Raw genomic sequence first — 15,734 nt, 5'->3', positions numbered from 1 at the left:
AAACGCTTGTCGTTAATACTCCAAAGAGGAGAATAACAATGAGCGTTGAACTCGATAACAACCTGGTTGACCAGATCGTTGAGCAAGTTAAAACTCAAGACGATCTTGCTGATCTCAGTCGCCAGCTTCTTAAAGTGGCTATGGAGAGGGTTTTAGCCGCTGAGCTAGAAGACCATCTTGGTTACTCAAAGCACTCTCCCGAAGGCCGCAACTCCGGCAATAGTCGCAATGGCCATAGCAAGAAAACCCTCAAAGGTGACTTTGGCGAACTGGAAATCAATACCCCCAGAGACCGTAACGGGGAGTTTGAACCTCAGCTGATTGCCAAAGGGTCAACCCGGACCAATAAACTGGATCAACAAATCCTTTCCCTGTATGCACGCGGAATGACTACCCGAGATATTGCCGATGCCCTTCAGGAAATGTATGGCGCTGACATCTCCCAAACCTTGATATCCAAGGTGACGGATGCTGTGCTCGATAAGGTAAAGACTTGGCAGAACAGGCCATTGGAAAGCCTGTACCCAATACGTTATCTGGATGGCATCGTCGTCAAAGTCCATCAGGATAAGCGGGTTATCAAGAAAACGGTTTATGTGGCCCTGGGTGTTAATACTGAAGGTCAAAAGGAACTTTTAGGTCTCTGGCTTGCCGAAACAGAAGGCGCTACATTCTGGTTATCGGTTCTGACAGAGCTTCAGAACCGGGGTGTTGAGGATGTTTTTATTGCCTGTGTTGATGGGCTGACAGGCTTTCCGGAGGCCATCAACACGGCCTTTCCTCAAGCTCAGGTGCAGCTTTGTATTGTTCATCAGGTAAGGAACTCACTGAAATACGTCTCTTACAAAGACCGCAAAGCCATTGCCAGCGACCTTAAGAGGATATACCAATCAGCTACCGAAGAAGAGGCTGAAAGAGAGCTGACCGCCTTTGAGCAGACCTGGGGTGAGAAATTCCCGTCTATAGGGAAATCCTGGCGCAAGCACTGGGATAACCTGATTACCCTATTCGACTATCCTAAAGAGATCAGGAAAGCAATTTACACGACCAACGCAATAGAGTCGTTGAACAGCGTGATCCGTAAAGCTATAAAAAACCGGAAGATATTCCCCACTGACCAGTCGGTTCTGAAGGTGATTTATCTGGCTACGGAAAAAGCTTCAGCCAAATGGACTATGCCGATCAGGGATTGGAAAGCCGCCATGAACCGGTTTGAAATTATGTTTCCAGACCGGATCAAGGCGTAAATAAAAAGTGGCGTTTACACAAAATTATTTACAGGCTCAACACACTTCAACAAGCTCAGCATGAGCAGTAAGAAGATTAACGATTAGCGGCGCTAGTGCCCCCCAATCTGCATATCTATTGGGCCATCCTGATTATGATGCAAACCAAACTTACCAATAATGGTTGAACTTGCTTCATTCATACCGATAACATCAACACAAATACCCTTGTTACGATACTTGATAACCACCTTATCCAATGCAGTAACGGCAGTAATATCCCAAAAATGTGCATGCGTCAGATCAATGACAATCTTCTCAACATCTTCCTTAAAATCAAATGAATGCATAAACTGATCAGATGAGGCGAAAAAAACCTGCCCGGTTACAGTGTAAGTGTAGCCAGATAAATCATTACTTTTCTCACACCGGACAGATGTAAATTGTCTGATTTCATTTGCAAAAAACAAGGACGCCAACAAGACTCCAGTAATAACACCCAGTGCCAAATTATGCGTAAATACCACCACTAAAACTGTAGCAATCATCACAATATTAGTGGTCAACGGATGTTCTTTCAGGTTTCTAATTGAATCCCATGAGAAAGTACCAATCGACACCATAATCATAACTGCAACCAGCGCTGCCATCGGAATTTGTTTCAACCAGTCACTCAGGAATACCACCATAACCAGAAGAAATACTCCCGCTGACAGTGTTGACAGCCTGCCACGACCACCTGACTTAATATTAATCATTGACTGCCCAATCATCGCACAGCCCGCCATACCGCCCATCAGACTTGATACAATATTGGCAATACCCTGACCTTTACACTCCCTGTTTTTATCACTGGCAGTATGTGTCAGATCATCAACAATCGTTGCCGTCATCATTGACTCAAGGAGTCCCACAAGAGCCAAGGCTAAAGAGTATGGAAAAATAATCTTTAATGTTTCAAAAGCAACTGGCACGTTTGGCAATAAAAAGACAGGCAGAGCATCAGGCAGCAATTCCCGCAGACTTGATTAAAGCCCTTAATAACAAGGGCTGTAGCTTGGTAGCCTCTTGCTAAAATCGCAGACTATCCGGTAGAATTTCACCACAATAATAATAACGATGCTCATGTTGTGCCGCTAACGAAACCAAGAACCATTGCTGAAAAACTGCTCAAAATAGTCTCTGATGAAGCGGGTCAAATTCCAGACTTTCGCAAGAAAAGCCAACATGACAAAATTGTCCTTCATGATGCGGTCATGAGTGGCCTGGCAGTCATGCACCTGAAATACCCTTCATTACTGGCTTTTGATCAGGATTGTGTCAATAACCCAGATAGGCTCAAGAACTTAAAGTCGATGTACAATGTCAGCTGTGTCCCCAGTGATACCTATCTGAGGGATCTGATTGACCCTATCGAAACACGCTATTTAAGGAAGTTCTTTACCCGCCTGTTTGCCTTTGTGCAACGATCTGGGCGGCTTAAGCAGTTCACTTATTTTGAGGAAGGGTATCTTGCGCCTATCGATGGTACGGGGCACTTTTGCTCAGGGAAGATTAGTTGTCCTGAGTGTTGTGTAAAAAAGCCAGGCAGCAAAAATCCGCAATACTACCATCAGTTACTGGCCTGCTGTCTGGTAAAGCCGGGCAAGAAAGAAGTATTACCTTTAATGCCTGAACCCATCATCAAACAAGTTGATGCGTCAAAGAATGATTGTGAGAAGGTAGCGCTCAAGCGGCTATTGGCGAATTTATCCAGAGAGCATCCGCACCTGCCACTGGTTCTGACTTTTGATGACCTGTACTCAGATGGACCGACCATCAAGTTGGTAAAGTCCTTTGGCTATAGCTTCATTATGGTGGCAAAGGATTCAACCCATGAGTCGTTATACCAGGCCGTCGATGAGCTGGATTGTGCAGACAAAGTGGTGCGCTATGAATATACCGATGATAAAGGGTTTACGCACTGGTTCCGGTTTGTGAATGGTGCCCCCATTAACAAGTCACACCCGGATGTGCTGGTTAACTTTCTCGAATATATAGAAATTGATCCAGAGGGCAACAAGAAGTACGTCAACACCTGGGTCACGGACATTGAGCTTTCAGCCGAGAACGTGAATAAATTCATGCGAGGAGCACGCGCTAAATGGAAAATTGAAAACGAAACGTTCAATACACTGAAAACACAGGGCTACCATCTCGAACACAATTACGGGCACGGAAAGCAGCATCTGGCCAGCAATCTGGCATGCCTGACTTTTACGGCCTTCCTCATCAACCAGATAGAACAACTGTCTTGCAAGCTCTTCCAGGAAGCGCTCAAGATAAAAAAGTCTAAAAAGGCATTCTGGCATGCCATACGAGGGCTGTTTGACTGGTTCTGCATTGATAACTGGACAGACGTATTTACAGCTATCATTGAAGGGCGAAGTGTGAGCTTGAAGTTGCTGACTGTCGATACGACATAGAGCGTTGATGTTAGCCCTGTGACCTGTGTTACCTGTCATTAAAACCGACTGCCGATATAGCAGCAGTCTGGCTCTGTTCATCCGCGATAAAATCATTTTTAATTAACTGAAAATGTGCCAGCCGGAATCTGGTTTGCGGGAATTGCTGAGCATCAGGAAGATCCCCCATATCACCCACTGTTCGAATATCCAGACCAAGAATCATAGATACGGTTGTTAAAATTAAAATACAAACAAGAGGTGAAGGCAGCATTTCTCCCAATTTAGGGATATAAGGAAATAGATAAATAATTCCCAAGCCAACCAGGGTCATTGCATAGACATGCCAGGTAACACCTGTTAGCTCTGGCAATTGCGCCATAAAAATCAAAATAGCTAATGCGTTAACAAACCCTGTCACCACTGAACGGGAAATAAATCTCATCAAATCCGCCAGTCTCAAATAGCCAATAACTATTTGTATAACACCTGCAAATAACGATGCTGCCAGAAGGTATTCAAGGCCGTAGTCCTTAACCAGGCCTATCATAAGCAAGGCCATTGCTCCCGTTGCACCAGATACCATTCCGGATCGACCACCCGTAAATGCGGTAACAACACAAATACAAAAAGAAGCATATAAACCGACTTTTGGATCCACACCTGCGATGACTGAAAATGCAATCGCCTCAGGAATTAATGCCAGCGCAACAACGATACCTGATAACAAGTCTCCTTTAACATTAAACAACCAATCTTCTTTAATTTTCCCGATCATTCAGTATCTCTTTGTTCCAATTGATGCAGCAGAATCTAACCCTGACAACAAGGCTTTAGCGACAAACAACAGCAAGTACTTATCATTTCCAAACTATTCTTCTCAGCATCAGTTAAACAATACCCATTCAGTATCACAGCCGTTAAAGATTACGCACAGCACCACCTTTTACTCAGGCATCTGAAATAGTTTGCTTACAAACAATAGTATGAAAATAGATTTTAAGTGTTTTTTGATAGGACAGGTTGACAGAAACCGTCTTATAGCAAGACCTATATACCAGCCAGGCTAATACCGGAATCATAAATTTTTCAAAGAGGGATCTAAGGCGGAGTATTCGACATAAGACAAATCACATGGACATATGTAGGATATGGCGGCGCATTGTACTTGTTTTTTTAAAGAATTCCACAATTTAATTAAACTAACAGCAAGATACAGATGGAAAACAAACTGAACAATCTTTACCTCTTGCAAATAAGGAGGTAAACACCCCAGCTATTCCCGTGACATCAATTAAATCACTGCAACAGCAAGGCTTACAGTAAATTCCAAATGGAGTGATTTCGCACAAAATAACGTCTACTTTTGATAGGGATACTTTATCAATGGCTGTCTCTCATGGCTTATCCATTCCAAAAAAGTCGTAAGCATCTTTGTGCAAGCAGTTTGATTACTACGATTTCTGAAAGTTTTGAGAAAATTCCAGATGTCCGACCAAACAAGGATTCCAGAAAAATAACAATACATGATGCCTCCATGTCCGCTTTTGCCATGATGCATCTCAAGTACCCATCGCTCCTCTCGTTTGAGCGTGATAAAACAGAGCAAGAAGTAAGGCATAACCTTGAGCACCTGTATCAGATAAAAAAACGTGCTCCCTGTGATACCAGTATGCGGGAAATCCTGGATCCAATAGATCCCGTAGAGTTCAAAAAGCCTTTTAAGACATTGCTGTCTAACGTCCAAAGGGGCGGATTACTGAAGGCATTCGAATTTCACTGCGGGAACTTGAAAAATCACTACTTGCTCCCGATCGATGGAACTGGGCTATTTTACTCCTGCAATAATAAAAAACCTTGTCAGGAGTGCTGTACTAAAAATAAGGGAAAGGTCAACGAAGCTCACTACCACCAGTTAATGGCAGCATGCATTGCTCACCCGGATCAAAAAACAGTCTTGCCATTGGCACCGGAAGCCATAGTTTGCCAGGATGGTTCGACCAAAAATGACTGTGAAAAAAATGCCATCAAACGGTTATTTGCCACCATACGAGAGCATCACCCACGTTTAAAGTTCGTTATTCTTCTGGACAGTCTTTATGCTGACAACCCCACTGTCCAGCTGATTAAGAGTTATGGCTGGCATTACATCATTGTAGCGAAAGACGGAAACCATGCTTCGCTGGTTGAAGCGATGGATGAGCTGGATAAAGAGGGAAAAGTTCACCGTGCTGAAAAAGTTAATGAAGAGACTGGAATTAAGTGGTGGTTTCGCTATGCCAATGACGTCAGGCTGAACAAGGCAAAATATGCAGAACAGGTTAATGTGCTTGATTTTGTCGAAACCGATAAAAAAGGTAAACAGCATATCTGGTGCTGGGTGACTGATATCCCGCTTAATGGTGAAACCATAGAGTCCGTCATGAAAGGAGGGCGCTGCCGATGGCATATTGAGAACCAGACGTTTAACACCCTGAAAAATCAAGGCTACGATCTCGAACATAATTACGGTCACGGTGAGAAGCACTTAGCCACAAATCTGGCCTATCTGACGATGCTTGCTTTTCTCGTAGATCAAATACAGGAACTGTGCTGTCCCCAGTTTCAGGAAGCTTTAAGAACCCGCTCAAAAGGAGTCCGTATAGCATTATGGAAATGGATACAGGGCTATTTTTTGCATTGGCTGATAAAAACGTGGGAGGGGCTTTTTTACACAGTAACTCATGGTATTGAAGAGAAAAGGGTGATTCCATTCGATACATCATAACCGGCCAGATCGTAGCTACGTTCAGGGGTGACAATATTTCTTTAAAGTTCCGCTTCGCTAATTGGCGGCTTAGTTCTCGTCGGTTTCATTATTTTTCTACCTTATTGCCAACATCAACGACCATCGACGTTCATCATACGGGAATAGCTGTAAACACCCCTTCAAATACAACCCATCTGCAGCTAACAGGTTTAATAAATGCTTTGTAAAATTGAGAGTTGCCATGCAGGACAGACAGAAAAGCAGCCGAAAATGACTGCTCAAAAAGTCAGAAACAACTGTTTTGAAAACTACTTCAGTCTATCGTCAGAATCATTCATACGCGCTTGACGGTTTTGCTCTTCAGCCAGCACTGCCTTGATTTCTTCCAGCACGGAGTCCACATCAGCCTCTTCAGCACTTTCCTCGAACAACCCGGTCAATTGGGTGTCTGGCCCCAGTTTTCCCTCTTCATACAACGCCCAAATCTCCCTGGCATAGTTATTGTCCAGCAGCTCAGGAGCATACTGCCCATAATAGCCAGACATGTTGGCAACATCCCGTGCCAGCATTCTAAAAGCATTATTATTAGCCGCCGCATCCACCGCCTGGGGTAGGTCAATAATAACGGGGCCAAACTCATCTACCAGCACATTAAATTCTGACAAGTCACCATGAATCACCCCGGCACAGAGCATGCGTATGACGTATGTCATGACGACAGTAAAATCTTCCCGGGCCTGCTCCGCTGACATCGACACATCACTCAGGCGAGGTGCTACATCACCCTCATCATCAGTCACCAACTCCATAAGCAAGACACCCTCAAGGCAGACATAGGGCTGGGGAACGCGAACCCCCGCATTAGCCAACTTATAGAGCGCATCCACTTCAGCATTCTGCCAGATCTCTTCTTGCTGCCTGCGCCCAAACTTTGAACCTTTTTCCATGGCACGGGCACGGCGACTATTACGAACCTTTCGCCCTTCCTGGTATTGCACAGCTTTCTTGAAACTGCGCTTGGCGGCCTCTTTATAAACCTTGGCACAGCGAATCTCCGCCCCACACCGCACCACATAAACATCGGCTTCTTTACCGCTCATCAATCGGCGAACAACTTCATCCACCAGGCCTGCTTCAACTAACGGCTGAATTCGTTTTGGAATTTTCATGATACCTCTTTTACATGATTTGAACCCATGAGTATATAGTTTCAAGAAAACGGATACTTAGATAAGAAAAAAAACATAAATTATGGGAGCACATATAGACAGACAGGAGTAATACTGTTTATTACGCTTTAATCAAGTGAGAGTCCGAATTCCATCTGTGACTTATTAAGATTGACAAATAAAACAACACCTTTTAACCGAAAATATAATATTGATATTTAAACCGCCAATGTTAGAGTTCACTATTATTTTTTCGTAACTGTTTGACAAATAACAGTCACAGCATGGCAGCCTGTTTTTCCACAATCTCTTAACGTTAGCATGATTTTTCTTTACGTATGATCTGAATCAATAAACAAATGAGGTAATTGATTAGGATTTGCCCACCTTATTCGACTCTCTTTACTGTATTGCCCCATGAAACTTAAACCCCTGTTTTTTGGCCTGTCTCTAGCCTCGGTTCTTGCTGTCACTGGCTGTTCATCCCTATCCTCCAAACAAGCCATCGATTACCAAAATCAAAAGCAAGTCAACGAGCTGGTGCAAACCGGCCTTCACTACTACTGGCATGGCGGTGACCTGAAAAAGGTTGAGCAGGAATTCTTCAAAGGGATCACCCTGAAGGGTGACTATGATGTGGTGGCAGCCTCATTTGCTGAAGCCAGCCAGCTAGCACCGGAGCGTTTGGATCTTCGTTTTAGCCTCGCTTCAACCCAGATTATCAAGAAAGATATTGACAGTGCCCAGCACATTTATCTCGATATTCTGTCCCAGGATCCGGATAATTTTGATGCAGGGATTCTCCACGCCGCTTATGCAAAAGTATCAGGTAATAATGATATCTACAGCGAAGCCATTGCCAGCTTAAAAGAAAACCATCCAAAACAAACCCGGGAATATCTGGAAAAGTTTGACCAGGCTGAACAAATTCAGACCATTAAACTCAATACGCAGGCACAGGCCATTAATAACCCGCATCATTCCATTGTTATCCTTGGCTATGCCCTGGCGAAAGATGGCTCCATGCGCCCACCATTAGTTAATCGTCTGGAGCAAGGGCTGGCTGCTGCCAGGCTAAACCCCAAGGCTTCCATTATTGTTAGCGGCGGCGTTCCCCATCAAGGCGTAACCGAAGCCTATGTTATGCAACAGTGGTTAATTAAACAGGGGGTAGCACCCGAACGAATCTATTTGGATGATAAAGCCAGGGATACGGTGGGTAACGCTATTTACTCCACCGACATTATGGCTGACCTGGGAACCCGACATGTCACCCTGATCAGCTCTGCCAGCCATATGCGCCGGGCTTTGCTGGTTTTTGAAGAAACTGCCCAACAAAATAACCTGGACATAACATTTGATAACCTGGTTGCCATGGACTTTGACTCCATGGATCAGGCTATGCAGGTATCCACCAATGAAAAGCTGGTGATCTATCGGGATATGATGCGGGCATCAGGACTTTGGGCTTATCCCGGGATTCAGATTTAAGCACACAACAAGTAACTTCATTACCAGCCCTGTGTCGCAGGGCTGGTAATTAAGAGGCTCACCTCCATAACAAAACTAATCCGTAGTCTTAAATACATTGTAATAAACTGCCTGGTTAAATTATATTTATTATTCGCCCCATCAAAATACCCATTTTTTCGAATAGTCTACACTTCTATTTTCAGATCATTTTATTTAGTGCACTCACCACTTTTCCATCTCAGAACTATATAAGCAGGTCGCTTTATGGGTCGACAAGCGGTTTTCTCCAGCATGAAATTTCTGATCAATATATTACTTCTTTTATCTTCAATATCCATAACCATTGCCACCTATGGTGGTGTAAATGGTGAGAAACGAAAATGTAAAAGCCTACCCAACCTGTCAGGTAGTGGAACTTTGCGGGAAAGCAGAGAAACAGCCCATGAGCGAAAAAGACATTTAACAGAAGGTGGCAACAAGAGGAAAAGAACAATCACGGAAGATAGCGGTGTTGATCAAAGTAATGGATCCAGTTTTAACTTTGAAAGCATGAGACGTCTTGGTCAAACCACGTCAGACAGTCTTTCTAGCCTGAAAGGTTCAATACTTGGATCAAAAAACAAGTTTTCAAAAAAAACTGATGAGGACCCTTTACTTTCATGGAAACACCCTTCAGAAAGCACCCTATCAGGTAAAGTATTCCCATTAGAAACCGGTGCCCCCCCTTTTTTTCCTTCCCCAAAAGGGTCTACACAACCTGATCAAGATACAAAGTATACCGTCGCTTTAACCTTGGATGACCCTGATGGTTTGATTCGAACAAAAACGGCCGACCGAATCAAACAACTGATACAGGATGGTCAATTAGTCAGAAACCCTGATCAAACGGTTTACTATAAGATAAGGTATGGAACCCTGAGAGAAAAAGCGGCAACCATTGGCAAAACGGCAGGTCTAGCTGTTGGTGGCACAATCTGGATCTCAATTGCAACGTTTTTTGGCAGTGCCAATTTAATGGCCATTCACTATGAGGATGGTGCCTGTGGCAACTTTACCCAAAGTGATGACTTTTGGTTAAAGCTTTGGGCCATGTTCGGAACAGCTCCATTTACCGCAGATACTCTGAAAACGGTTACCTTAGATGCCAAAAAACTATTTCCGAAAAAATGTTGCACAATGCTAGCCCAATCTCAAGCCATTCAAAACGGATCCCAGAAAAAAGATGATGATAAGCTTGTCAATGTCACCCTTCTTTCTGATGTGGAGTCCAGGCTTGTAACTAAAGAGTTAAATGACGCTGCTGCAAAGTGGGGAAGCTCTGACCCCACACTCACTATAGAAAAATACGACAGTCCTTCAAATAAGTGTTCCTCTATTCCCAAAACCCTTTTTAAACTTTTTTTTGCAGCACTCTATGCCTCATACGATGCTTATAATGCGGGCATTGCGCTAGACTGCCTTGGCTGGGGCACCGCCGGATTTGTTGTTGGAATAGCTGGTAATGCTCTCTGTACTGGAGCCACCGGTTATTATGCAGCTGAAGAAGTATGGAGACTATGCGAAAACACCTTCTGTTCCCGCAACGAAGATATCCATAAAAAAGAGGTAAAAAAGGTTTCACAAAAGCTACGCAATATAACAGCAAAACAACAAGAAATAGATAGAGAAAAATTTAATGCTATTTTGAAAGAATCCAAACTTGATGGAAGCACCCTTGATGAAATTGACATCTATAACCACTTAAGAAAACAAGGCACTAAAAAACAAGCGCACCCCTGCTGCATACCTGCACGGAAAAACACATTGCAGGGGTTAGCCATCATGGGATACACAGCTTTTGCAGCCGTCTCCATGGCGTCAATTTTTAGTTCGCAGGCCTATATAAAAATGGCCGAAACCCTTGGCATAGGCATTAATGGTACAGAAATTTCCTATACTGCACTGAATGGAACCATTTCTCAGTTATGTGATGCAGCGTCGAGACGCACTCTATTAATACTGACTCCCGAAGATTACTCAACCCTGTTGCTGGGTGGTACATGGGCTACCACCAGCTACCTTGCCCAAGGAGCTGGAACCACTATTATCCTTGTCAAAACAATTCGTGATGGCGTACGGCTGTATCATATTTTAAAAGATCCAGAGTCCAGAGCCATTTTCTTCAGTCGGCCAATAGCAGAGCAGGTATTTGATGTAGCAGGCCTCACTCTTATGTCAGGCTTTCTAGTGGGATACTTGTGGAATATAGCTGGCACTTACTATCCCGCCCTTCAATCTACCTATCTCAGCCAATGCCTGGGATGGATCTCACCACCTGCCTGGTTAAAAGTTGGCGTTGGAATGGCATCGCTGGCAGGAACATTTATAAAAGGTGGACCATCAATGAGCAACGGACTTAACCACTTAGTTCATCATTTTTATCACACAGCTCCTGACTTGGCGGACACTATGACAGAACAAGCAAAAGCTCAAGGGATTCCACTAAATCCCGGTAAGCATTATCCACTGGTTCACGGCAACCCTCAACCGGGCATTGAATTAGTTGATTGATATGTTTCGGCCATTTACCAGAAGAAAAGCTTTTTGAGAAATGGCCTATTCAAGAAAATTCTTATATCCCCACCCGGATGGACGAGGGTTTACGATGATGTTGCTAATCCATCACAACCACCAAACCTAAAGCAGCCAAATATCCTGCCATTTCCTCGCCACAGTGCTTTAGTCGAACTTTCAGGGTGCTCAGTTCCCTGCGAACGGGATAACTCTTGCGCATCCGGTCAAACTCCAGCCTGGCAGCCTCTTTTTCCAGTTCCGGCAGTCGGCGCATCCAGGCATCATCCCGTCGTATATCGTAGATAGCACGAAGAGCGGTAGAAGCCGCACTGGCTACGGTGGAGTTTTCAGTAAAACTGATCATTCTCAGTGGTGCCATAGGTGTTATGGCCGCAGTGCGTACCCGGGCAGGCAGGCCGAAGTATTGGCAAAATGCCTTATAGATCATTTCTGTACCTGTCACCTTACCATCCAGGCTGTAACCGGCAATATGAGGAGACGCCAAATCCACCAGCCCGAGTAATTCGTGGTCAACCGAAGGTTCGTGTTCCCATACATCCATCACCACCTTTAGATCCTGCCCCTGTTTCAGGCAGTTTCTTAAGGCATCATTATCCACCACCGCACCACGCCCGGCACTCACCAATACAGTGCCCGGCTTCATCGCCTTGATCCTCTGGTCATTAATCAGATGATGGGTGGGAAATGGCCCATCCGTGGTCAGGGGAGTATGAAGGGAAAGCACATCACAGCACTGGATCAGTTGATCCAGTTCAACAAATTCAACCCCTTCTACCCTTTCACATAAAGGGTCATTAACCAATACCCGATAACCAAGCCCCTGCAAGGTTCGCATCAACCGACTGCCCACCTGCCCCTTACCAACAATGCCAAAGGTTCGCTGTTCCAGATTAAAGCGGTATCTCTCTGCCAGAATATCAAGGGCACAGAGCACATACTCACTGACGGCGGTAGCATTACATCCCGGTGCACTGACAAAGCCTATTCCCCTGTCAGCCAGCGCCGATTGATCAATATGGTCAACGCCTGCTGTAGCCGTGCCTACAAATTTCAGACTGGATCCCGCCACCAGCGCTTCATCCACCCGAGTAACCGAACGCACCAGTAATGCATCCGCCTGTTTAACATCCCCGGAAGTGATTGCCCTGCCTGGCAGCCGGATAATTTCCCCCATAGAGCCAAAGCATTCATTAATTAAAGGAATATTTTCGTCAGCAACAATTTTCATACCAGGTTTAATAGCCTTAGTGGTAATCAGTTAAAGCATCCATCCTATGCCCGGAACTGACTATTATCAATCATTAGATCCCAGCCGCCAGAAGGATTCCGGAGGGTTGTTGTTTGCAAGGCAAGTCTTCATAATGTCAGGCAAAAGCAATTTCCCGCTTCCTATAACCATTGGCACTCAGGAAGAAATGCCTGTCGGTATGTTTAACAGGTTTAAGCCTAAGACCATTGCCCGGTCATCCATTATTCTGGTCTTTATTGTACTGGCAGTCTGTTTGCTTCAGCGCGCAGGCTTTGTTACCCGTTGCCCACTTTCGGCAAAGGCTATCAACCAGGCGGAACTACTACACAGCTCCGTCGTGGATGCACTGGATGAAGAACCCTGCGAATTGAGCGATCATCTTCTGCAATCCCAGCTCCAGACCCTGGTCTTTTGGGTTGCCTACCTTCCCGTTATCTTTTTGATTTTGGCCTGGCTGACATCCGGTACGCCTTCCACCCCGGCATTCACTGAACCCATCCCTCCCGGTCGCAGGCAGCATCTGGTGCTGTGCGTGTTCAAAGAATAGATACATCGGTTATTAACCTGATTTTTTCAGAGGCTGCACGAGCAACCTGTATGTATTTATTCCGGAGAACCCCACTTGAGAAAACCGACTTACTCTATTGCTGCGCTTTTATTATTCGTTAGCACATTATTGACGGCTTTATCTCCCCTGAATGCCCGGGCCGAGTCCCATAGCACAGGCTGGATGGTCAACCCTGACCACCCACCGGTATCCGTGCGGTTTATGTTAACCGGGCAGGTAGAACCCATCACAAAAACTGTTGAAGGTGTACTGGAAATTAAGCTGGAGCAGGATTGGAAAACTTACTGGCATACCCCTGGCGAAGGAGGCATTGCTCCCACCCTTGACTGGAGTCCATCCGAAAACCTTAACAAGGTAGACTGGCACTGGCCTGTACCTCACCGCTACCAGGTTATGGGAGTAGAAACCATGGGGTACAAGGGACATGTCCTTTTCCCCATGACGCTTCACCTGGAAGATATAGGTCAGCTGGTCAGACTGAATGGAACACTGACGCTGTCATCCTGCACCACCATTTGCGTACTGACTGATTATCAAATCCAGCTGAACTTCGCCCCTGAACAGCTCCAGCCAATACCGGAAGCCATGCATCTCTATAACCAGGGAATCAGCACCCTGCCAAAGTCCGTATCACCCATAAAGCTGGAACAAGCACTCTGGAGTCAAAATCAGGAAACGGTACTGCTCAAGCTTGATAACCCCAATGGCTGGCAGACACCGGATATTTTTGTTGATGCTGGTGACGGCGACCTGAGTGATACGACCTTCCACCGTCCCCATATCACCATTGATGGCAATCTTCTCACTGCCACCCTAAAAGCCAGCAGCTGGCTTGAGGCCCCGCAACTGGAGAATAAAACATTGTCACTGGTGATCAGTGACCAAAACCTGGCCGCCAAACTCTCTGCCCCATTAACTACCGGGGTTACAGAGCAGAAAGCTACCATTCACCTGTTGATTGCTATTGGCATTGCATTACTGGGTGGCCTGATCCTGAATATTATGCCCTGTGTACTACCGGTTCTTGGCATGAAACTCAGCACAGTCATCAGCGCCAAGGGATTGGAAAAGCGCCAGATACGCAGTCAATTCCTGGCATCCGCTGCCGGTATTCTCACGTCCTTTTGGCTATTGGCCGGATTTCTGGCTGTTCTGAAGCTTTCTGGTCAAACCCTGGGTTGGGGTGTGCAATTCCAAAACCCTTACTTTATTGGGGTAATGGTGCTGATTACCGGACTCTTTGCCGCCAATATGCTGGGGCTGTTTGAGATACAGCTCCCCAGTAGCATAAGCACCTGGCTGGCAACGAAAGGCGATCACCACTCCACTGTGGGGCACTTTATCCAGGGTATGTTTGCCACCTTGCTGGCCACACCTTGCAGTGCACCTTTCCTGGGTACAGCGGTAGCCTTTGCCCTGGGAGCGGATTTAATCACTCTCTGGATCACCTTTACCGCTTTAGCTATTGGTATGGCAGCCCCCTGGCTACTGGTTGCCGCCTTTCCAGGGCTTGCCAATCTATTACCGAAACCCGGTGGCTGGATGAATGGCATTAAGTGGTTATTCGGGCTGATGATGTTGGCTTCCAGCCTTTGGTTACTCAGTTTGATGACAGGCTTTTTAGGCTTACCGGTCACGGCAATCATAGCTGCTGCGGGTCTTTCACTTCTGCTTTGGCGCCTTTGGCTGATTAAAGGGCCACGATCTGTGATTCTGGTACTTGCTACCCTTTCATTAAGTATCGCCGCCATCCTTCTGGCCAGTTTTATCACAGGAAAGAGTGCATCTCCCCTTCCTCCCGAATTGAAGTGGCAATCACTCAATAGGGCGTTGATCCGCCAGTCGGTGGATCAGGGAAAGACTGTATTTGTGGATGTGACGGCAGACTGGTGCATTACCTGTAAGGCAAACAAGGCAGGCGTCATCCTGCAAGAACCGGTTTACTCCAAACTTCAGGAAAGCAATATGGTCAGGATGCAAGGTGACTGGACCAAGCCCTCTGAAACAGTAACGGCATTTTTGCAGGCTCATGGCCGCTTTGGCGTACCCTTTAATATTGTATACGGCCCTGGTGCACCTGAAGGTATTCCTTTACCGGTTATCTTAACCAAGGATGCCGTAATCGAGGCTATTAACAACGCCAGTAATTAGCAATTTACCCGTTACCATTAAAGGCAGATCCTTATGATCTGCCTTTTTTACAGCACTCCTAACCAAGTTAACTTCCCTCCATACCCGCCGATACTCCCCATTAAGCCCAATGGCTTCTACCCGGTAGAGCC

The 15,734-nt window shown here is 45.5% G+C and carries 10 protein-coding genes and 2 pseudogenes; 8 read left to right on the top strand and 4 right to left on the bottom strand.

Annotated features, from left to right (window positions below; translation table 11 throughout):
• Positions 1-38 precede the first annotated feature (38 nt).
• Complete coding sequence (locus tag MJ595_RS14225; RefSeq protein WP_263078608.1) at positions 39-1,247, top strand: IS256 family transposase; 1,209 nt, start codon at positions 39-41, stop codon at positions 1,245-1,247.
• Between the two features lie 92 nt (positions 1,248-1,339).
• Here the strand turns inward: MJ595_RS14225 and MJ595_RS14220 are convergent.
• Positions 1,340-2,236, bottom strand: a pseudogene (locus MJ595_RS14220) (SulP family inorganic anion transporter); the annotation flags it as partial.
• Here MJ595_RS14220 and MJ595_RS14215 point away from each other — a divergent pair.
• Both MJ595_RS14215 and MJ595_RS14210 read left to right on the top strand, forming a co-directional pair.
• Positions 2,179-2,301: a hypothetical protein gene (locus MJ595_RS14215; protein WP_263322573.1), complete on the top strand. Its 123-nt coding sequence runs from the start codon at positions 2,179-2,181 to the stop codon at positions 2,299-2,301. The pseudogene MJ595_RS14220 and the gene MJ595_RS14215 sit on opposite strands and share 58 nt — an antisense overlap.
• 55 nt (positions 2,302-2,356) lie before the next feature.
• The gene (locus MJ595_RS14210; protein ID WP_263078000.1) at positions 2,357-3,691 is read left to right on the top strand and encodes a transposase; all 1,335 of its coding nucleotides are present in this window, start codon (positions 2,357-2,359) and stop codon (positions 3,689-3,691) included.
• 151 nt (positions 3,692-3,842) lie between these two features.
• On the opposite strand, the pseudogene MJ595_RS14205 reads toward MJ595_RS14210, so the two are convergent.
• Positions 3,843-4,448, bottom strand: a pseudogene (locus MJ595_RS14205) (SulP family inorganic anion transporter); the annotation flags it as partial.
• A 621-nt stretch (positions 4,449-5,069) separates the two neighbouring features.
• Here MJ595_RS14205 and MJ595_RS14200 point away from each other — a divergent pair.
• Positions 5,070-6,437 (top strand): transposase, encoded by a 1,368-nt coding sequence (locus tag MJ595_RS14200; RefSeq protein WP_263078607.1) that lies wholly within the window; start codon positions 5,070-5,072, stop codon positions 6,435-6,437.
• A gap of 290 nt (positions 6,438-6,727) precedes the next feature.
• Here the strand turns inward: MJ595_RS14200 and MJ595_RS14195 are convergent, their stop codons facing one another.
• Positions 6,728-7,588 carry a serine protein kinase RIO gene (locus MJ595_RS14195; protein ID WP_263078606.1) on the bottom strand — a complete coding sequence of 287 codons (861 nt, stop codon included), beginning with the start codon at positions 7,586-7,588 and terminating at the stop codon, positions 6,728-6,730.
• 417 nt (positions 7,589-8,005) lie between these two features.
• On the opposite strand from MJ595_RS14195, the gene MJ595_RS14190 reads away from it, so the two are divergent.
• The gene (locus MJ595_RS14190; protein WP_263078605.1) at positions 8,006-9,079 is read left to right on the top strand and encodes a YdcF family protein; all 1,074 of its coding nucleotides are present in this window, start codon (positions 8,006-8,008) and stop codon (positions 9,077-9,079) included.
• 996 nt (positions 9,080-10,075) lie between these two features.
• A complete protein-coding gene (locus tag MJ595_RS14185; RefSeq protein WP_263078604.1) occupies positions 10,076-11,611 on the top strand; it encodes a hypothetical protein in 1,536 nt (511 codons plus the stop codon).
• 103 nt (positions 11,612-11,714) lie between these two features.
• Here the strand turns inward: MJ595_RS14185 and pdxB are convergent, their stop codons facing one another.
• Positions 11,715-12,863 (bottom strand): 4-phosphoerythronate dehydrogenase PdxB, encoded by a 1,149-nt coding sequence (gene pdxB / locus MJ595_RS14180; RefSeq protein WP_263078602.1) that lies wholly within the window; start codon positions 12,861-12,863, stop codon positions 11,715-11,717.
• A 46-nt stretch (positions 12,864-12,909) separates the two neighbouring features.
• On the opposite strand from pdxB, the gene MJ595_RS14175 reads away from it, so the two are divergent.
• Both MJ595_RS14175 and MJ595_RS14170 read left to right on the top strand, forming a co-directional pair.
• Positions 12,910-13,431, top strand: a complete 522-nt coding sequence (locus tag MJ595_RS14175) for a hypothetical protein (RefSeq protein WP_263078601.1) — start codon at positions 12,910-12,912, stop codon at positions 13,429-13,431.
• A 75-nt stretch (positions 13,432-13,506) separates the two neighbouring features.
• Positions 13,507-15,603, top strand: a complete 2,097-nt coding sequence (locus tag MJ595_RS14170) for a protein-disulfide reductase DsbD family protein (RefSeq protein WP_263078600.1) — start codon at positions 13,507-13,509, stop codon at positions 15,601-15,603.
• Positions 15,604-15,734: the final 131 nt, after the last annotated feature.

Source organism: Endozoicomonas sp. Mp262, assembly GCF_025643335.1.
Classification (GTDB): Bacteria; Pseudomonadota; Gammaproteobacteria; order Pseudomonadales; family Endozoicomonadaceae; genus Endonucleibacter.
Note: the sequence above shows the minus strand (reverse complement) of the source record. Positions and strands in the feature narration are given on the sequence as shown.